Here is an 18574-nt window from a genome sequence, read left to right on the forward strand (position 1 = left end):
GCTATATATTAATATGAAACAAAATCAATTTGCCTCAATTTTTACACAAAAAAACCTTTCGCTCATTCGCACAATGAGGAAAGGATATGTTTCGTAAGCACCTTTCACTCTTATCGTTCAAGGAATATTCCTTGCATCAGATTAGCACCAGCGCATTTAACACTTGATAAAATGCAGGTTGCCGGGTTTCTTAGGGCCTGACCCTCCACCAGCTCGGGATAAGAGTATCCGTTCTATAGCATATAGTAAGCGAATTGAACAAGAAAGTCAAATTTTCGATAAAAAATAAAGAAAAAAGTTGATTTTTGATGAATTTTGTTGTGTGATGTAGTTAAGCGTTTTCGTAAAGTAAATTAATGAATTAATTTATATAGAAAACTTTTAAAAAATAACGAGTTATTAGTATAGACTAATACGCTTAATGTGTTATACTAATTCTCGAAAAGATTAATACTCACCCACTTAGCAAGGGTAATAATATAAAAAGGATGGTACGAACACAGATGAATTCAGTAGAAATTGCGAATGAACTGAATGATTTATTACAAGGGCGCAATATTTTAGAACAGCTTTCAGTTCCACAATTAGTGGAAAAAGCAACTTCACGTGGAGAGGCAATCTTAACGGTAGATGGTGCTGTTCGCGCAGTAACTGGCAAATATACAGGACGTTCTCCTAAAGATAAATTTATGGTAGAAGAAGAATCCTCTAAAGACAAAATTGATTGGGGTAAAATCAATCAACCTATTTCTTCAGAAGTTTTCGATTCATTATATACGAAAGTAGTAGACTATTTAAAAGAAAAAGAAGAAATTTTTGTTTTCAAAGGATTTGCGGGTGCTGACCCTTCATCCCGTCTTGGCATTCGTGTTGTGAACGAATTCGCATGGCATAATTTATTTGCACATCAATTATTCATCCGCCCTACAGCTGAAGAATTAGAAGAACATGAAGCAGATTTCACTATTGTTTCTGCTCCTACCTTTAAAGCTGATCCAGCAGTAGACGGAACATCTTCTGAAACATTCATTCTCGTATCTCTAGAAAAACGCATTATTTTAATCGGCGGCACAGAATATGCTGGCGAAATGAAAAAATCAATCTTCGGCATTATGAATTACCTATTACCACAACAAGGTATTCTGTCTATGCACTGCTCTGCAAATGTTGGTGAATCAGGCGATGTAGCATTATTCTTCGGCCTATCCGGTACAGGTAAAACGACTTTATCTGCTGACAGCAATCGCAAATTAATTGGTGATGATGAGCACGGCTGGTCAGACAATGGAGTATTCAATATAGAAGGAGGCTGCTACGCGAAAACAGTCAACCTTTCTGCTGAAAAAGAACCAGAAATCTATAATGCTATCAAATTTGGCACAGTGCTTGAGAATGTAACAATCGATCCAGAAACACGCATACCTGACTATGATGATACTACATTAACTCAAAATACACGTGCTGCATACCCAATCCAAAATATCGAAAATATTGCAAGTCCATCTGTTGGTGGTCACCCTAAAACAATTATTTTCTTAACAGCTGATGCGTTTGGCGTATTGCCTCCAATCAGTAAATTAACGAAAGAGCAAGCGATGTATCATTTCTTATCTGGCTTCACTTCCAAAATTCCTGGAACAGAACGCGGTGTCGTAGAACCAGAACCAGTATTCTCTACATGCTTTGGCGCTCCATTCTTCCCACTACATGCTTCTGTATACGCAGAAATGTTGGGTGAGAAAATCGATGCTCATGAAGCTAATGTATTCTTAGTTAATACAGGCTGGACTGGCGGCAGCTATGGTGAAGGCAGCCGTATGAAACTTTCTTATACTCGTACAATGGTTCGCGCTGCAATCGACGGCAAGCTAGACAATGTATTCACAGAGCAAGATCCATTCTTTGGTCTATCTATGCCTACACAAATCGAAGGCGTGCCAACAGAAGTTTTAAATCCGCGTAATGCATGGGCGGATAAAGATGCTTATGATCAAAAAGCTAAAGAACTTGCTGGCATGTTCCATGAAAACTTTAAAAAATTCGGCGTCATTTCAAAAGATATTTCTGAAAAAGGCGCGCCAATCGTTTAATTGCTACAACTTATCGCTTACAACCTATAAGTAAATCCAAATCGCAAAAAAATCCCCGACAGGCCAAAAGGCTAGCCGGGGATTTTTGGTTTTTTAATCTGTGTCATCTGGAAAAAATTCTGCTTCTGTATCGTATTTCTTAAACATCTCAAGAATAGGTTCGGCATCTTCTCTCGTTAGTTGATTAAAGAAAATCTCTTCTGCATAATTTCTTATTTCTATGCCTTCTATTCCATGATCATCATGGAACAGAATAGAAAACCATTTTAACTGTTCTTTTGAATCGGCTGAGTGGTGAATAAAATAATCTCTTATTTTATCATTTAAGGTGACACGCTGAATTTTTACTAAGCCTTCATCCTGTGAACTAAAACTGAATTGTTCCAGTTCTTGAATTGCCTTGCTTTCTTCCTTCCAATTTTGCACCTGCAGCTCATTATAGGGTCCAGAATAAGCCTCCCATAATTCCTGCCAGAAAGGATAGCGTTTTTTAAACGGCAAGGTATCACTTTTATGCCTTACATCATTTGTCGCTTTAAGATAACCCATCTTTTCACCTACTTATTTTATTGTAGTTTCATCCATTGGCATGCCCCTCGGAGGACATTGCGATTGGCTACACCAGGGAAGTAATGAGTGAATTCGGGATAATACCAGGTTTCAACTCTTTTATTTAATTCCTTTAAGCGCTCTTCAAGTAGTTCAGCATGCTTAAAACTCACATTGTCATCTTTCATCCCATGAATGATTAAGACCGAAGCATTAATTTCTTTTATTCGGTCTAAAGGCGTGCGCTCTTCATATGCAGCTGGATTGGTCATAGGAGAACCTCCGAATACGCGTTTCATCATCCGACGCATATCAACCCGTTCTTCGTATGTGTACTCAATGTTAGAGACGCCTCCCCATGTAACAATGGACGTGATGTCATTTCGAATAATACCAGTCCAAAGAGCCATAAGCCCACCTCTAGAAAATGCGAACAAATGAATTCTCTCACTGTCACAGAAACGCTTCAGCACTTCGACAGCATTTACTGCATCAAAGCGGTCTTCGCCAGCAAACATATCCTTTCCTTCACCACCGCGTACACCTCTATAATACGGCGCGAATACGACAAAGCCATTTGCCGCAAGCTGTGTAATGCGAGCAGGACGTACCATCCCTACATTTTGAATCCCACCTCGCAAATATAGGATTCCTTCACTCTTTGGATTTTGTATAGGCGTAGCAAGAAGCCCTTTCACTTTTAAACCTTCCGACCAATATGTAATCTCGGCAAGTTTGACATTTGGATTGGGCGATGGATAATCCCTCATGTAATGGATATCACCATTGATATTCACGTTCACTCACCTTCTCTAACATTTTTTTCATCCCTGCATCTTTCATATAAAAACTTAGATTGTTACAGTGATCTAATTCTTCATCATCCAACAGACATGTGCCAGCTGTTTCTTTATACTGGTGATTTTGTTCGATTGCTTGGACAGAGGCTATAAATACCGCCTTCGTAAAAGGCCTTTCTGCGTGAACTATATAAGTGGCAAACCAAACTATATCTGAGAGCACGGCCCCTGTTTCTTCATATACTTCCCTTCTTGCCGCATCTTCTAACATTTCCCCCTTCTCTACCTTACCGCCCGGAAATTCAAGACCGCGAAGAGGGTGCTCGGTCAACAACCATTTCCCTTTATATTTCGCTAATACCAACACATGTTGAGGTTTTATGGAAAAAGTATTCTTTTTAAAAGAGAGTTCACAACCAAAGCCATTTAAATCTGTATATGTAAACATACCTTCGCTCACTCCTTGTTTTTATAAGTGTAACGAAGGTAAATCAATCCATCAACTGTAATAAGGCATTCCTTCAATAAATTTCTTAGTCTCTTCATCGCCGTATTCATGAATGATGGCATAAACTTTAGCCAACCGTTTATCTACTTCATTGTTTTGTGCATCAAGATGATAAGGAACAGCTGGAAGGTGTGCACGCCACATACCACTTGCTTCCCATCCTTGCATTTGTCTAAAAAGTAAATCAAGTACCTTTAACATTTCAGCATTCGTATTTATTTGGAATTCCCAAGGTGCTAGGTCTGGAGAAAAATTATAATATTTATGCATTACTGACACATAGGCATCTACTTGTTCTGACATGATGTAATCCTCCTTTATTTGATTGGCCACATTTTTTATAGCATGGTTGTGTTTTATTTTTTTATACGAGGATTAGGCATTTAAAACGTTTCTTGTCTTTCAACTTGCATATTATATAAGGAAACGGAAAATTCAGAAAGTGGTGAGACTATGCATCTATTCACTGGTGTCTTCTTAGCTGGTCTTCTTATTGGTCTATTTCTTGATGCGCTCACACTTATATTCTCTCCTCGTTCTAAACATGCAGTGCGAATGACAGTATTATTTATCATATCGATTTTTCTTTTTATTGTAAGTTTATTTATGAGCAGCACGCTCGGAACCATGATTGGCTTTTTAAGCCTTGGTATTTATACGACAGCCCTTTTATTAGCCTTATTCGGTATATGCAGGATATGGAGAATGAGAACCTATTATGGGATAGTCATATTCGTCGTCTGCTGGTTTATTCTTTCTTTATTCAGATAAAAAGTGGTACCAAATAAAAAATATTTAAAACCCCACAACCGGCAATTGTGGGGCATTTATATGAAATCTCCAACAATTGGGGGAGATGTGTTTTGAGAGTACACTTATTGTTCAACAAGAAAATTTACAGTATCAATATCTGAACTCGTCGGCAATTCAAAGTCTTGCTGGTACATCTCAGCTCCCTTTCCAGTAATAAATACCCAATCATTTGCATCTGCTTCATCTATGGCTTTTTGTATTGCAAGGGTGCGGTCAGGAATAATCAGGCATCCATCATTCACTTGCTCTAATGCTTCTTTCATCTCTTCCTGGCTCAGATCATTTAAATCATCGAAGGTAAGAATTTGTACATCGCTATTACTTTTGGAGTTTTGGATCATGTCCTTACGTTTTGTTGTATCTCGATTTCCTCGGAAACCAAAGACATGGAATATACGGTTTGCCCCTTCTTCTTTCGCTGTCTCTAAACAATAATTGAAAGCATCTGCTGTATGTGCATAATCAACGACGATAGTGGTACCTTTTGGGTGGGTGATTTTTTCAAAGCGTCCTGGAACTCCTGAAAAGCTCTCCAGTGCTTGAATAATTTCTTGGGGAGGAATACCGATCTCACTTGCCGTTAAAAACGCTAGCGCAGCATTTAATATATTATGTTTGCCCTCAATTTTAAGGTGAAGTGTGTGAATAGAATTCTTTTGTAATGCGAAGGTTCCTTTTCGGGTTTGGATGGATGTAAGGTGAAGGTCATGATGGGGTTTATCCCCCATTGAATAGAATGTGGAATTATTCTTTAATAAACGGTTTGCTAATATCTCGCCATATCGATCTCCCCGATTAATGATTGCTCTGCCAGTAGGTTTCATTTGGTCAAATAAACGTGCTTTTACAGAAAAATAATCATCAATGGTTTTATGGAAATCTAAATGATCATGGTCTAAGTTTGTAAATAAACAATAATCAAATTCAACACCGGTAACACGATGCTGGGCAATTCCATGTGAAGAAACTTCCATCAAGATATATTCATCCCGGCTTGCATTTAATTGTTTATTCAGCTGTAGCGGGCATGGTGTGGTATTGGCAGAATTGCATACTTTGCCGTTGATTTCATTTTGTACAGTACCAAATAAAGCACATTTATTTCCTGTGCTCTCTAAGATATGCTTTAACATATAAGAGGTGGTAGTTTTACCATTTGTTCCGGTAATCCCAATCATTGTTTTCCTTTTTGATGGGTGATTATAAAAAGTACAAGCTAATTGGGCCAACGCTGAGCGTCCATTTTCTATTTGAAAATAAGGTACCGTAACATGGTCTAATTTTTTCTCCCCCACAACAGCTATGGCACCAGCTGCAATTGCATTGTCAATATATTGATGCCCATCCGTTTGGTATCCTTGTATAGCCACAAAGAGTTCATTTGGTAGAGTTTCTTTGGAATTCGTGGAAATCCCTTTAATCTCTATCTCCCCATGCTGTTCATCTATTTCGCAAGCCAGGCATGAGATTAGTTCCTTTAATTTCATTTTCTCACCTCTTAAAGCATTGCAACGAATTATGCTTATCATGGCCGTAACTCGGGCTTCTATACAAAATAAAAGCGCAAATCCAAAAGGATTTGCGCTTTTACCTGTTATTTTCTTCTCATTGCTTTCATAATTAGGCTGACAATAAAGATTAAAATGATTGCACCTAATAGAGCCGGAATAATATAGAAATCACTTACTTTTGGTCCCCATTCACCTAATAAGTTACCACCAATCCATGCACCAATAATACCAGCAATAATGTTACCGATAATACCGCCTGGAATATCTTTACCTAAGATTAGACCTGCTAACCAACCTAGGATACCTCCGATAATTAAAAACCAAATAAAACTTAACATGATATCAACTTCCTTTCTTTCTGTTTGTTTGGCTCTGCTTATATATTCCCCGATAGAATGAAATTAAACTCCTTTTTTAAAAATAGTTATATACCAAGCGCTTGCTTTTACTATTTTCTTAAAGGAAGATTACTATTTTTTTTAGAGCAGTTGCAGTAAAATAAAGTAGATTAATCAATAGATTATAAAGGAAGTTGACATATATTGAAAAAAATCCTCATACTGCCTATTCGCTTTTATCAAAAAGTGCTATCACCATTAAAGCCACCTAGCTGCCGTTTTTACCCTACTTGTTCTAACTACGGAATTGAAGCTATTGAAAAACATGGTGCATTTAAAGGTAGCTACTTGGCGATTCGACGGATATTACGTTGCCAACCATTTTGTGAAGGCGGCTATGATCCAGTGCCAGAAGAATGGCCTCCGAAAAAGAATTAATTTTCGGGGCTTTTTTTATTGTATTTTCTACAGATATCTTGTATAGTAGTTATTGTTTAAAAAACAAATCGTAATGATTACTATTTATGAGGTGCTATAATGAAAAAGTTTTATATAATTTTTTTAGTAACGGTCATAGCTTTATTTACAGCTGCTTGTGGAACGACTAAAAATGAACAAGACATGGCCAATAAAAAGACGCTTAATATTTACACAACTGTTTATCCACTTCAATATTTCGCAAAACGAATTGGTGGAAGCCATGTGAATGTTTCATCTATTTATCCACCTGGCTCAAATGAACATACATTCGAACCAACGCAGCGGGATATGATGAATTTAGCAGATGCAGATTATTTCTTTTACGTTGGTTTAGGACTTGAAGGATTCGTTGAAAAGTCAAAAAAATCTCTTCAAAATGAACAAGTCCAAATGGTTGAGACGGCCGCACAGGTATCAAAAGACAAACTTGCTGTCAGTACCGGCAAGGAAGAAGACGAACATGAAGGAAATCATGAAGACGGTCACGAGCATGGCCAGTATGACCCACATGTTTGGCTTTCGCCAGTTATCAGCCAAGATTTAGCAAAATCTATTAAGAATGCTTTAGTAAAAGCACAACCTAAGAACAAATCTGAATTTGAAACGAATTATGAATCACTTGTTAAAGATTTAAACAAGTTGAATAACGATTACAAAACAATGGCAAACAATGCAAAGCATAAAACATTCTTTGTCTCACATGCTGCTTTTGGCTATATTGCAGGCACATATGGATTGAATCAAGTAGCCATCGCTGGTCTTAACTCCCAGGATGAACCATCACAAAAAACACTGGCTCATATTGTGGACCAAGCAAAAGAGGACAATGTACGCTACATTTTATTCGAGCAAAATGTTTCTTCAAACCTTGCTAAAGTCATTCAGAACGATATCGGAGCACAACCTCTAACACTCCACAATTTAAGTGTACTGACAAAAGAGGATATTCAACATAAAGAAGATTACTTTACATTAATGCAACGTAACATAGACACATTTAAAAAAGCGCTGAATTAATAAAAGATGGCCTCATCCAAAATTGGATGGTCCATCTTTATTTTATCCTAAGAATGCATTTAACATCCATACATGCTTTTCTAAGCTTTGATAAATGGAGTTAAGTAAATCCTCTGTCATATCATCATTTTCATTAGATGCTTCTGTCATACCTGCTTTCAAACTTTCCATAACCAGATTAAAATCTTTAATCAGTGTATCCACCATTTGTTCAGCTGTTTCGCTGCCTTGAGCTTCTTGGACATTCGAAATCTCTAGATGCTCTTTCATAGTTGCTACTGGTTTACCGCCTAGAGATAGAATACGTTCAGCAATATTATCCAGATGCTCTGCTGCTTCGTTGTATAGCTCTTCAAACTTGGCATGCAATGTGAAGAATGTTGGTCCTTTTACATACCAATGATAATTGTGAAGCTTTGTATATAACACTGACCATTGAGATACCAATTGATTTAATTGTTGTTGTAAATTAGACATAACGTACACTCTCCTAATATTAATTTCTTCTCGCGTTTAGTATTCCTTCTCTTTGAACAAATTAAACATATGAATTGTTCGTCTTAACTAATTTAAATTTGATATACTAAAGTAAGTGATAACTTTTTTATTACGAATTCAACAACATAGAGGTGTAATGTAATATATGTTTCGATCTCATTTAATCCAATGGGTAAAAGGAGCATTTGCCATAAACAAGACACCATTTCCACTGTCTCGGGCGCTATGTGCCGGCATTTGCTCTGCAACTCCAACTTTAATAGGCATTTTATTTAACCATTTTTCATACGGACTAATGGCCTCGATTGGCGGCTTTGCTTACTTGTATGTATGGAATGAACCTTATCTTCAACGAGCGAAGAAAATTTTCCTTGTTGCAGCCAGCTTTTCTGTACTTATGATGTTAGGTGTATTGACGTCCTCTTCGACTATATTATTTTCTTTATTAATAGGCCTTGTAGGAGCATTAGTGACTTTCATATTTGGTGCACTTAAAATACCTGGCCCTGCATCTATATTCTTCGTGATGATATTTTCAATGTCTTCTGCAACACACCCTGATCCCCATCTTGCATGGCTATACGGTGGCCTTGTAATGTTAGGCGGCATTTTTTCTTGGATAGTCGCTATGATTGGCTGGTTCTGGCATCCATATGGCCCAGAAACCAAAGCAGTCCATGCAGTTTATACCGAAATTGCAAGATTAATCGACAAAGTGGGCACAGATCAATTCGATTTAGCTTGTGAAAAAACGGTTCAGATCTTAAATAATGCAGATACCGTTTTATTAGCCGGCTATTCTCCTTGGCACAGCTCTCTTAGTTACAAGCGACTTTATCTGCTAAACAATCAAGCCAACCTCATTTTCTCAGATATTCTGGAACTTGTTGCAGATGGCTATACAAAACTCCCTAAAGAAGTCGGGCAGTCTGTCAAAGCTCTTGCTGACTTGATTGATAATCCCTCCTCTGGTGTAAAAACAATTTTACAACCTAAAGAAACGACTCAAAAGATCAGCGCTTTATTGTCAAAAATATATGATGCTGATGCTATTTTGAATAAGACTTTAAAAAATATAAATGCTGAATTAAACATATCTAAGCCTTCTGCATTTAAATCGCTGAGCCATGCATTGGACAAGGATTCCATTGTCTTTACCAATTCGATAAAATACGGCTTTGTCTTAATCATTGCTGCATTAATTGCATTCTCATTTGACTTTCAACGTTCATATTGGATTCCTGCTTCCTGTGCAGCTGTTATGATGGGCTCTACCATTATAAGTACTTTTCACCGGGCCATCCAACGATCACTTGGTACAATCTTAGGTGTATTGATTGCATCCGTTATTCTCTACAATCAGCCAACAGGTATCTTAGTGGCATTGTGCAGTCTTGTCTTTAGCTTTTTTACAGAATTATTTATCGTGAAAAACTATGCGTTCGCGGTTATATTTTTAACGCCAAACTCCATTTTAATTGCAGAGAATACAACACAGATCAATAATCTTTCTTTCTTTGCAACTACACGCGTGACAGACATTATTATTGGAGCGATTATTGGGTTAATAGGCGTGCTCCTAATCGGCAGACGAACTGCTTCAAGCAGACTGCCAAATATTATCGCCAAAACGATTCGTAGTCAATCAGAGCTACTGTTTAATTTATTTTCAGCTCAAACACAATACTCAGCAACAGACCGTACCAATAAAATGAGCAAGATGCAAATAAATATGACAAATCTTCGGACAGTCTACACGACTGCATTAGGAGAATTACCTAGCAATAAGACTTTAGATTTCTTATGGCCAGCTATCGCTTCGTTGGAGCAGCTCAGCTTCCATTTAAGCTCACTGAACCAGACATCCCAATCGGTCGTGTTAGAGGAAGAAAACTTATCAAAATTGCTCTATCTATTTGAATCCATGGCTAAAAACATGGAGCAACAGCAAATCACAGCAAAAAACAATGTACCTTTAATTAAGGGCTACGGCAAAATAAAAAAAGAAATTTTAAACCTTCAAGATGCACTCAATCTTTATCAAACTAGAGTCACAAATCAAACATAAAAAGCCTTCCGGATTGGAAGGCTTTTTGCCATTATATAAACAATTCAAAAATACCGATAAAAATAAGTAGTACACCTGAAAGGATAGTAGCCTTTCTGCCAATGACCGTCTTCGATATGCGCAAGCCAAATTCTCCGCCAATCGAAAAAGCCACAACAGAAAAAAAGCCGATGGATAAAACTGTCCAAATTGCCGAAATTCCATTGGCCCCTATCGCAATTCCCGTAGCCAAACAATTGATAGATAGTATAAGCCCAAGCAATGCAGCCTCTTTGAATGATATTATATTATTTTGATCTTTATCTATTTTATCCAGGTTGAAATCTTTTTTGGTTTTCAACAAATCATCGACAATCATATAAATACCTATCCCTACCAATAAGAAGCTCCCAATCATATCTGCAAGATGAGGCGATAAATAATGGGCTATGGCACTCCCAATCTTGACGGAAAAATACGTAACGGCCATAGATAAGAAGGCAATGGTTACATTAGAAAGCAAGGGAATTCTCGTTTTTTTTATGCCATATGCCAGTCCTATCCCTAAATTATCTAAATTAGCCGCAATGCCAATCAATATAATCGTTATCCAGTGCATCTCATTCTCCTTCGCATAGATAGGTATTGCCTATTTTATGCGATAAGACAGAAAGGAATTGGGCTGAGAAAAAGCTATAAAACACTTCCTTATTCACATCATATAAGCTTTGGCAATTCTCTCCGCAACAGCTTGTTCGCCCCATTGCGCGGTAAGTCCTTGACAATAAATATCCGCTTCGGCACTTTATAGCCCGCTAAATGTTCTTTACAGTAGATTAACAAATCTTCTTCGTCTATATTCCCTTTGGTAACGACAAAGCCATAAGGCACTTGACCCCATTTTTCATTCTCAATTCCGCAGACCCCTGCTTCTCTAACAGCAGGATGCGAGATTAATGCATTTTCAATTTCAGCTGGATATATATTTTCCCCGCCTGAAATAATTAAATCCGCACGACGATCAACAACAAATAGGTAGCCTTCCTCATCCAAGTAGCCAATATCACCGCTATGGAGCCACCCTTCTTGTAAGGCAGATTTTTCTTTAAATCGACCAATATAACCTGGTGTGACATGAGGTCCCCGAATCAGTATTTCGCCTTCCTCGAAAGGCTCATTTGCACCGTCAATCGAAATTTGGTTAAAGAACAGCGGCTTCCCGGCTGACCCAATTTTCCGCATAGCATCTTCACTGGAAAGAGTAGTGGTTTGTGAGGCTGTTTCTGTCATCCCATACGTTTGGGCAATCTCAATTCCAAGCTCCGCTGCTCGCTCCAAATAATCAATCGGTACTGGTCCTCCGCCCGCAAGCATCGTTTGAAAGCGTTCAGAAGCCCTCTCCCCACGATTTTCTAATTCTTCGATAATCCTTGCAAGTGTTACTGAGACAACAGACATACGCGTCACAGAGCCTTCTACTAATTGATCAGCCACCTTCTTAGCATCAAATTTTGTATAAAGCACAAGTTCCACACCGTGTAATATGCATTTACAAAACATCGAAAATCCGCTGATATGGAATAGCGGTACTGTACACAGCCACGCTTCCTCTTTTAATAGCCCCGTATTATAAAGCGATGACGTAGCGCTGGAAAGATGATTTCCTACCGTCTGACGCACACCTTTTGGAAAGCCTGTTGTACCTGAGGTATACATAATAGTCATCGTATCAGACTCATTCCATTCACTAGAAGGACTAAACACCTTCCCTTCAGAAGCAAAAATATCTGTGAAAGCATAAATTCTTGTATCACTAGAAGGCAGCTTATCAACCAAACTATCCTCCGTTAATATAGCTGATACTCTTGCATCCTCTATCTGATAAGCCAGCTCCGTTTTGCTTAAGCGTAAGTTTAACATGACCATTTCACATTGTAAGTGCATGCATCCGCCTATCATGAAGATTAAATCAGCTGTGGAAGAAGCATAGAGGGCAATTCGGTCTCCACGCATGATGCCAAGGGACACTAATTGTTTTGCAATGAGGAGAGATTGTTCATTTAACTCTTGATATGTCCATGATTTGTCTTGAAAACGCAATGCTATACGATTTGGCGTCAAGCTTGCGCGTTGGATGATCCAATTTGGAACCATGATTTCATTCACCTTCTCCGTTCTATTATTTTTATTTTACCACAGAAAAAAAGAGTCAACGTTTACGTTGACTCCTTAGAAAATGAGTACTCTTCGGTTTATGGGAAACGTGGGAATTGACCAAAGTCCGGCTTGCGTTTTTCTTTGAACGCATCACGGCCTTCTTTCGCTTCATCCGTTGTGTAATAAAGCAATGTTGCATCTCCGCCGAATTGTTGTAATCCTGCTAAACCATCTGTATCAGCATTGAATGATGCTTTTAGGAAACGTAGTGCAGTTGGAGATTTTTCAAGCATCTCTTCGCACCATTGTACAGTTTCATCTTCTAAGCGTTCGTATGGTACGACTGTATTGACTAGCCCCATATCCAACGCTTCTTGTGCATTGTATTGGCGGCATAGGTACCAAATTTCGCGTGCTTTTTTATGGCCAATGATACGTGCCAAATAGCCGGCACCATAACCAGCATCGAATGAACCTACTTTTGGACCAGTTTGTCCAAAGATAGCATTGTCAGCAGCGATTGTTAGATCACATACGATATGTAGTACATGTCCACCACCGATAGCAAATCCTGCAACCATAGCAACAACCGGTTTTGGAATCTTGCGGATTAATGTTTGAAGATCAAGCACGTTTAAACGTGGAATGTTGTCATCGCCAACATAGCCACCATTGCCGCGTACTTTTTGGTCTCCACCTGAGCAGAATGCTTTTTCGCCTTCGCCAGTCAAAATAATTGCGCCGATTTTAGCGTCGTCGCGCGCACGTGTAAATGCATCAATCATTTCCGTTACTGTTTTCGGACGGAAGGCATTGCGCACTTCTGGACGATTGATTGTTATTTTTGCGATGCCATTATAAGATTCATATTTGATATCTTCGTAGACATGTTCTGTTACCCATTCACGAGTCATTAATGAGTCCTCCTATTCGTCTTCTAAATGTTCCTTTATTATTGTAGCAAAGATTTGAGGATTTTCCACATGTATTGCATGGCCAACAGCTGGCACGATATGATGCTCGCAAATTGGAAACTCTTCTTTCATCTCTATTGCTTTTTGAATAAATTTTCGATCGAGTTCTCCAGTCAGCATGACAACAGGTTTTTGAAAATGTTTAAGCTCATGCCAATAGGACGACTGCTTCCCCGTCCCCATTCCTCTCAAGCTATTGGCAAGTCCAACAGGTGATTGGTTCAGCCTTTCATCTCTTACTTGCTGTTTAATATCAGCTGGTAAATGTTTTTGTGATTCAAATAAAGGAATGGTCTCCCAATAATTCACAAATGCTTCTACGCCATCTTTTTCAATACGCTCTGCCAACTGCCGATCATTTTTTATCCGGGTTCTGCGTTCTTCTTCAGTCTTTAAACCTGGAGAGGCACTTTCTAAAACTAGCTTTTTCACTTTATCAGGATACCTGATGGCAAAAGCTAGTGCCACTCTACCTCCCATGGAGTAACCAACCAATGTACACGTATAGATTCGGCGGGCTTCGAAGAATTCACGCAGCAACTCCACTTGTTCATCCATCGAGTAGGCCTCTACGCTATAAGGAGAATCCGTTAAACCATGGCCCATTAAATCAATTGAAATCATACGATACTTTTTGGATATCCATTGTTCAGTGGATTCCCAAGTCTTTGTGCTGCCTGTAAAGCCATGGAGAAAAACTATGGTCGTTTTTGCTTCTGGATTAACCACTTGATAATGGATATTCTGGCCACGAATACTTGTCATTACACTTGCCATTTCTTGTCTAACTCCTTGCCAATTGCTTTCCAAAGATTACGATGTGCTTCTAAATTCTGCGCACGATTGGTGAACACTTCAATGATTCGTAACGCTTTAGCTTTCGGCCGTTGCACTACTTTCTTAAGTTCTTCCTTTGTATGGACAGGTTCGTACTCTGCATCATACATTTTTGCCAAATCAGCAAATTGAAGTCCTGAAGGTGTGCCAAATAGTTCCTCATAATGTTGTTCAACTGTCGATTGCGATAAATAAGAGAAGATGCCACCACCATCATTATTCATAATGACAATCGTTATATCACATGCTTGATATCGTGTAGCAATTAATCCATTGCTATCATGCAGAAACGCTAAATCGCCTATTAACAAATACGTATCCCGCTTTGTTGCCAATTGCGTACCTATTGCCGTGGATACAACCCCATCAATGCCATTTGCTCCTCGGTTAGCGTAAATATGAATATCACGCGAGGTTTTCGAAAAGAAAGTATCGACATCTCGTATCGGCATGCTGCTACTTGCAAATAAATTACTTCCATCTGGCAATGACTGAAATAAAACGGCTGCCATTGCCCCTTCATCAGTCTCTTCTAGCTTGTATGTTTCAACTTTAGCTGCTGCAGCTTCATTTGATTGTGTCCACAGATTTACATAAGCTGAATCTATATTTGCTGGATTGATGATAAGATCATTTAGCCACTGATCGATAGATGCCTGAATATGCATGGTTGAGAGGGAAAGCGAATCACGAAACATCGGGTCTTCATCTACTACCAAATAGGTACTTGGCTCACAATACGTTAAAAATTGCATCAATGGTTTAGAAACAGGCTGAGCGCCGAAGCGGATCACTGTATCTGCTGCTGCCATCTGTTTAAATGCATCATTTTTCAGCAATGCATCGTATTGATCAATAATATAAGCCTCGCAGTCTTCTGGCACATTCGCTCGCAATTGGGATAGACTATCAGCGAGAACAGGCCATTTTAGCCGGCGAACCAATTGCCACATATAGGTAATATCTGTGCGACCTGATAATTCCCCAACAATAATAAACCCTTTTTTCGCTTGTTCAATGACTGTTTCAAACAAATTCATTGCATGCTCAGTTGGCTTCAATTGAGAGGATATGCTCTCTGTAAAGGAGGCTACTGGCAAATGTTCCGGAAAATCAATCAATAATGGCTCTCTAAACGGCACATTGACATGAACTGGTCCATATGGATGCGTGCTTGCAATAGCCACCGCACGAGCGATATGGCGCTCAATAAACGGCAATGTCTGTTGTGAGTCATCTGGTATTGGAAAATCAACTGCCCATTTTACTTGATCTCCATAAAGATGAGTTTGTGCAATCGCTTGGGGTGCTCCTACTTCACGTAACTCATGAGGGCGATCTGCCGTTAATACAATTAAAGGCACACGTGCTATTTTAGCTTCTACAATCGCTGGGAAATAGTTTGCTGCTGCCGTACCCGATGTACATACAAGGACAACAGGTTTTGTACTAGCCTTGGCAAGTCCCAATGCAAGAAAAGCAGCTGACCGCTCATCCACTTGTCGATATAGCGTAAATTCTTTACTGTTGGCAAATGCATAAGCAAGTGGCGTAGAACGAGAGCCAGGGCTCACTACAACATCTTTTATGCCGGTAGCATGCAATGCACTCACAAGTTTATATACATAGTTATTTAAAATCTCTTTATTCGTCATCTAATTGACCCCCTAAAGCGCGAACCATTGGGCGGAATTTTACAAGTGTCTCTTCATACTCACTTTGTGGCGTTGAATCAGCTACAATGCCTCCGCCCGCATATAAAAAGGCTTTATTCGAATTTAATAATGCTGATCGTATTGCAACCGCAAATTCACCATTATTTCGATCATCCAGCCAACCAATTGGTGCTGCATATAAACCTCTGTTCATCGGTTCATATTGGCGTATCACTTCCATAGCGCGCATTCGCGGCACACCGCCTAAAGCAGGAGTCGGATGCAAGGTTTTCGCCAATTGCAAAATCGTAGCTCCATTCTTTAAATGTCCCTCAACAGGTGTAAATAAGTGTTGGATATCCCGGATTTTTAATAGTTCAGGTTGGCTAGGGATTGAATAAGAAGAACAATTATCCTTAAATGTCTTGCCGATCATATCCACTACGTATTGATGCTCTGAACGGTTCTTCGCATCATTGTATAATTCAAGCCCTAAACGTTCATCTTCATCGCTTGATCTCCCACGTTTAATAGAACCCGCTATACATGATGAATATGCGTAAGCATCTTGCACTTTTACTAAACGTTCAGGAGAGGCGCCAAAAAAGAAATGGTTTTTATATTCTAAGCCAAACAGATAGCTATTTTGTTGTTCATTCATTAGCTGTGCAAGTACATTTGCTGAAGCAACTGGCTCTTGAAATTTCAAAACATGTGAACGCGCAATGACTACCTTGTCCGCTTCTTTCTTTTGAATAAGATTTGTTACTTGTTCAATCGATGTAAGGTAAGCAGCTTTATTGGGCTCTGTACTTTCAACCACTATTGGTTTAGCGTATTCCACTTTCTCAAATGTGTAGCTTGCACGGAGAAGTTCATCTCTTTTTTTGCAAAGCTTCTGAAACAGTCCTGCATCTTCCCGTTCTGCTATATAGTTTGTGCTTATATAGCTGTGTCCGTTACGGATAATTAACTGGTAGGTAGCAGCTGCGAAAAATGCTTCTGGCACATCATCCCACTCGCCTGACTGTGTGTTGGCAGGATCAAATGTAAAACCTCCGAATAATACGGGTCTTACATTCTCCTCATTTGTGAGTACATGCTGCGTGAGCTTCTTCCATTGCTGGTCGACCTCTTCAAAACGTCCCTCATTTAATCCGCTTTCGATTATATGTGCATGGCCTAAGCCAACTAACGTAAAAGTTTGATCAGGATTTTGCCAGAAAAAACGTTGTCCAGTAAATTCTTCTTCACCCGCATGAAAAAAGGCTAATGCAGACAAAGAGCTAACTTCGATTGTTTCTGAGAAAAACTGCAGTGTTGTTTTTTCTGTATCCTTTTGGTCGCCGATTGTTGACGACAACTGATGATTCATGAAAATTACCTCCGTCAGTAGATCATTTATCTACTAAGTACATACTTCTATATATTCTATCATACAACTTTCATTAATTTTCGGCACTTATTTGCTTTTTTAATGACTAATCATGGAATTTGGACAAAACAAAAAGACTGCGTAAATGCAGTCTTTTATAAATCTGTATCATAAGTTCCATCAGATTCGCTTCCTTTATCAGATGGTGAATCTGATGAGCCATATTCTTCGACAACCAGAAAGCTATCTTCACCGTCAACACGGTAATCTTTCAAATTACTCGGATGTGAAGTATTCCCTGTCAGAACTCCTTCTTCAACTGAACGTTCCGTTGTATCTAGTGTATCCTCCGCATGCTCTATGCAAGTCAAAGTTCTAGGCATTGCTTCTAAGCGTTCGTAAGGAATTTCTTTACCACACACTACACAGGTACCATACGTACCAGCCTCCATGGCCCGAAGTGCTTCTTTAATTTCTTCTTTTTGAAAGTCATGGAATTTATCCATTGCTAGCTCTGTTGCTTGGTCTGTCAGATCTGTCGCCTGATCAGCAGGATGGTTATCATAGTTAGAGAGCTCTGTTGATTCAAAAACCCTGTCATTATCAGGTCTTTCTTCAATTCGTTTTAGCTCATCCAATAATTCATTCTTTAAATGTTGTAATTGTTGTTCGTTCATATACTTAGCCTCCATTCTTTCTTATTTATTCCCCAAAAACAACTTTTCAAAGCCATTTTTCGATTTTTAAGAAAAGAAAAAAGATGAGATTGAAATTCTCGAAATATTGAACGGATTAACATAAAAATAAAAAAGTCTTTAGAACATAAACTGTTCTAAAGACTTAGTATGACCCCTACGGGATTCGAACCCGTGTTACCGCCGTGAAAGGGCGGTGTCTTAACCGCTTGACCAAGGGGCCAATTCTA

The 18574-nt window shown here is 38.9% G+C and carries 19 protein-coding genes, 1 tRNA gene and 1 riboswitch; of the genes, 5 read left to right on the forward strand and 15 right to left on the reverse strand.

Annotated features, from left to right (window positions below; all coding sequences use genetic code 11):
- Nucleotides 1-107: 107 nt before the first annotated feature.
- A riboswitch (SAM riboswitch) is annotated at nucleotides 108-225 on the reverse strand.
- 278 nt (nucleotides 226-503) lie between these two features.
- Nucleotides 504-2090: a phosphoenolpyruvate carboxykinase (ATP) gene (gene pckA / locus RST01_RS08990; protein ID WP_066789099.1), complete on the forward strand. Its 1587-nt coding sequence runs from the start codon at nucleotides 504-506 to the stop codon at nucleotides 2088-2090.
- A gap of 93 nt (nucleotides 2091-2183) precedes the next feature.
- On the opposite strand, the gene RST01_RS08995 is transcribed toward pckA, so the two are convergent.
- The 4 genes from RST01_RS08995 to RST01_RS09010 are packed head-to-tail and all read right to left on the reverse strand — an operon-like array spanning nucleotide 2184 to nucleotide 4250.
- Nucleotides 2184-2639: a hypothetical protein gene (locus RST01_RS08995; RefSeq protein ID WP_147196084.1), complete on the reverse strand. Its 456-nt coding sequence runs from the start codon at nucleotides 2637-2639 to the stop codon at nucleotides 2184-2186.
- A gap of 17 nt (nucleotides 2640-2656) precedes the next feature.
- Complete coding sequence (locus RST01_RS09000; protein ID WP_147196086.1) at nucleotides 2657-3436, reverse strand: alpha/beta hydrolase family protein; 780 nt, start codon at nucleotides 3434-3436, stop codon at nucleotides 2657-2659.
- Nucleotides 3420-3887, reverse strand: a complete 468-nt coding sequence (gene ytkD, locus RST01_RS09005) for an RNA deprotection pyrophosphohydrolase (protein WP_147196088.1) — start codon at nucleotides 3885-3887, stop codon at nucleotides 3420-3422. The genes RST01_RS09000 and ytkD overlap by 17 nt, the downstream gene beginning before the upstream one ends.
- 51 nt (nucleotides 3888-3938) lie before the next feature.
- The gene (locus tag RST01_RS09010; protein WP_066789107.1) at nucleotides 3939-4250 is read right to left on the reverse strand and encodes a transposase; all 312 of its coding nucleotides are present in this window, start codon (nucleotides 4248-4250) and stop codon (nucleotides 3939-3941) included.
- Between the two features lie 150 nt (nucleotides 4251-4400).
- Between RST01_RS09010 and RST01_RS09015 the strand changes: the two genes are divergently transcribed.
- The gene (locus RST01_RS09015; protein ID WP_147196090.1) at nucleotides 4401-4718 is read left to right on the forward strand and encodes a hypothetical protein; all 318 of its coding nucleotides are present in this window, start codon (nucleotides 4401-4403) and stop codon (nucleotides 4716-4718) included.
- Nucleotides 4719-4822: 104 nt separating this feature from the next.
- Here RST01_RS09015 and RST01_RS09020 read toward each other — a convergent pair whose 3' ends face one another.
- Together RST01_RS09020 and RST01_RS09025 are read right to left on the reverse strand one after the other, a co-directional pair.
- Complete coding sequence (locus RST01_RS09020; protein WP_184117446.1) at nucleotides 4823-6247, reverse strand: UDP-N-acetylmuramoyl-L-alanyl-D-glutamate--2,6-diaminopimelate ligase; 1425 nt, start codon at nucleotides 6245-6247, stop codon at nucleotides 4823-4825.
- Nucleotides 6248-6354: 107 nt separating this feature from the next.
- A complete protein-coding gene (locus RST01_RS09025; RefSeq protein ID WP_066789114.1) occupies nucleotides 6355-6609 on the reverse strand; it encodes a GlsB/YeaQ/YmgE family stress response membrane protein in 255 nt (84 codons plus the stop codon).
- A gap of 204 nt (nucleotides 6610-6813) precedes the next feature.
- Here RST01_RS09025 and yidD point away from each other — a divergent pair, with 204 nt between their 5' ends.
- Both yidD and RST01_RS09035 read left to right on the forward strand, forming a co-directional pair.
- On the forward strand, nucleotides 6814-7047 hold the full coding sequence (gene yidD, locus RST01_RS09030; RefSeq protein ID WP_066789117.1) for a membrane protein insertion efficiency factor YidD: 234 nt from the start codon (nucleotides 6814-6816) through the stop codon (nucleotides 7045-7047).
- Nucleotides 7048-7146: 99 nt separating this feature from the next.
- Nucleotides 7147-8106 (forward strand): metal ABC transporter solute-binding protein, Zn/Mn family, encoded by a 960-nt coding sequence (locus tag RST01_RS09035; RefSeq protein WP_147196094.1) that lies wholly within the window; start codon nucleotides 7147-7149, stop codon nucleotides 8104-8106.
- Nucleotides 8107-8148: 42 nt separating this feature from the next.
- Here RST01_RS09035 and RST01_RS09040 read toward each other — a convergent pair whose 3' ends face one another.
- Entirely contained in the window at nucleotides 8149-8583 is a 435-nt protein-coding gene (locus tag RST01_RS09040; protein WP_066789125.1) for a Dps family protein, read from the reverse strand.
- A 166-nt stretch (nucleotides 8584-8749) separates the two neighbouring features.
- Between RST01_RS09040 and RST01_RS09045 the strand changes: the two genes are divergently transcribed.
- On the forward strand, nucleotides 8750-10672 hold the full coding sequence (locus tag RST01_RS09045) for an FUSC family protein (protein WP_147196096.1): 1923 nt from the start codon (nucleotides 8750-8752) through the stop codon (nucleotides 10670-10672).
- Between the two features lie 31 nt (nucleotides 10673-10703).
- Here the strand turns inward: RST01_RS09045 and RST01_RS09050 are convergent, their stop codons facing one another.
- The 8 genes from RST01_RS09050 to RST01_RS09085 all read right to left on the reverse strand — a co-directional run bounded on the left by RST01_RS09050 (nucleotide 10704) and on the right by RST01_RS09085 (nucleotide 18567).
- Entirely contained in the window at nucleotides 10704-11270 is a 567-nt protein-coding gene (locus RST01_RS09050; protein ID WP_147196098.1) for a manganese efflux pump MntP, read from the reverse strand.
- 98 nt (nucleotides 11271-11368) lie between these two features.
- Nucleotides 11369-12805 carry an o-succinylbenzoate--CoA ligase gene (locus tag RST01_RS09055; protein WP_147196100.1) on the reverse strand — a complete coding sequence of 479 codons (1437 nt, stop codon included), beginning with the start codon at nucleotides 12803-12805 and terminating at the stop codon, nucleotides 11369-11371.
- A 98-nt stretch (nucleotides 12806-12903) separates the two neighbouring features.
- Nucleotides 12904-13722 carry a 1,4-dihydroxy-2-naphthoyl-CoA synthase gene (menB, locus tag RST01_RS09060; protein WP_147196102.1) on the reverse strand — a complete coding sequence of 273 codons (819 nt, stop codon included), beginning with the start codon at nucleotides 13720-13722 and terminating at the stop codon, nucleotides 12904-12906.
- A gap of 12 nt (nucleotides 13723-13734) precedes the next feature.
- A complete protein-coding gene (gene menH / locus RST01_RS09065; RefSeq protein WP_147196104.1) occupies nucleotides 13735-14559 on the reverse strand; it encodes a 2-succinyl-6-hydroxy-2,4-cyclohexadiene-1-carboxylate synthase in 825 nt (274 codons plus the stop codon).
- Nucleotides 14547-16274, reverse strand: a complete 1728-nt coding sequence (gene menD / locus RST01_RS09070) for a 2-succinyl-5-enolpyruvyl-6-hydroxy-3-cyclohexene-1-carboxylic-acid synthase (RefSeq protein WP_147196106.1) — start codon at nucleotides 16272-16274, stop codon at nucleotides 14547-14549. Before menD ends, menH begins: the two co-directional genes overlap by 13 nt.
- Entirely contained in the window at nucleotides 16264-17649 is a 1386-nt protein-coding gene (locus RST01_RS09075) for an isochorismate synthase (RefSeq protein ID WP_147196108.1), read from the reverse strand. The genes menD and RST01_RS09075 overlap by 11 nt, the downstream gene beginning before the upstream one ends.
- A 155-nt stretch (nucleotides 17650-17804) precedes the next feature.
- Nucleotides 17805-18326 carry a TraR/DksA C4-type zinc finger protein gene (locus RST01_RS09080; RefSeq protein WP_147196110.1) on the reverse strand — a complete coding sequence of 174 codons (522 nt, stop codon included), beginning with the start codon at nucleotides 18324-18326 and terminating at the stop codon, nucleotides 17805-17807.
- Nucleotides 18327-18495: 169 nt separating this feature from the next.
- Nucleotides 18496-18567: transfer RNA gene (locus tag RST01_RS09085), tRNA-Glu, on the reverse strand.
- Between the last annotated feature and the right edge of the window lie 7 nt (nucleotides 18568-18574).

The organism is Rummeliibacillus stabekisii (assembly GCF_007988965.1).
GTDB lineage: Bacteria > Bacillota > Bacilli > Bacillales_A > Planococcaceae > Rummeliibacillus > Rummeliibacillus stabekisii.

Bases quoted from the DNA above. Each gene is read 5' to 3' on its own strand.
- pckA (WP_066789099.1), top strand. From the start codon at position 504: ATGAATTCAGTAGAAATTGCGAATGAACTGAATGATTTATTACAAGGG.
- RST01_RS09080 (WP_147196110.1), bottom strand. From the start codon at position 18,326: ATGAACGAACAACAATTACAACATTTAAAGAATGAATTATTGGATGAG.
- RST01_RS09075 (WP_147196108.1), bottom strand. From the start codon at position 17,649: ATGAATCATCAGTTGTCGTCAACAATCGGCGACCAAAAGGATACAGAA.
- RST01_RS09045 (WP_147196096.1), top strand. From the start codon at position 8,750: ATGTTTCGATCTCATTTAATCCAATGGGTAAAAGGAGCATTTGCCATA.
- menB (WP_147196102.1), bottom strand. From the start codon at position 13,722: ATGACTCGTGAATGGGTAACAGAACATGTCTACGAAGATATCAAATAT.
- menH (WP_147196104.1), bottom strand. From the start codon at position 14,559: ATGGCAAGTGTAATGACAAGTATTCGTGGCCAGAATATCCATTATCAA.
- RST01_RS09040 (WP_066789125.1), bottom strand. From the start codon at position 8,583: ATGTCTAATTTACAACAACAATTAAATCAATTGGTATCTCAATGGTCA.
- RST01_RS09010 (WP_066789107.1), bottom strand. From the start codon at position 4,250: ATGTCAGAACAAGTAGATGCCTATGTGTCAGTAATGCATAAATATTAT.
- RST01_RS09020 (WP_184117446.1), bottom strand. From the start codon at position 6,247: ATGAAATTAAAGGAACTAATCTCATGCCTGGCTTGCGAAATAGATGAA.
- RST01_RS09015 (WP_147196090.1), top strand. From the start codon at position 4,401: ATGCATCTATTCACTGGTGTCTTCTTAGCTGGTCTTCTTATTGGTCTA.
- RST01_RS09055 (WP_147196100.1), bottom strand. From the start codon at position 12,805: ATGGTTCCAAATTGGATCATCCAACGCGCAAGCTTGACGCCAAATCGT.
- RST01_RS09025 (WP_066789114.1), bottom strand. From the start codon at position 6,609: ATGTTAAGTTTTATTTGGTTTTTAATTATCGGAGGTATCCTAGGTTGG.
- ytkD (WP_147196088.1), bottom strand. From the start codon at position 3,887: ATGTTTACATATACAGATTTAAATGGCTTTGGTTGTGAACTCTCTTTT.
- RST01_RS08995 (WP_147196084.1), bottom strand. From the start codon at position 2,639: ATGGGTTATCTTAAAGCGACAAATGATGTAAGGCATAAAAGTGATACC.
- menD (WP_147196106.1), bottom strand. From the start codon at position 16,274: ATGACGAATAAAGAGATTTTAAATAACTATGTATATAAACTTGTGAGT.
- RST01_RS09035 (WP_147196094.1), top strand. From the start codon at position 7,147: ATGAAAAAGTTTTATATAATTTTTTTAGTAACGGTCATAGCTTTATTT.
- RST01_RS09050 (WP_147196098.1), bottom strand. From the start codon at position 11,270: ATGCACTGGATAACGATTATATTGATTGGCATTGCGGCTAATTTAGAT.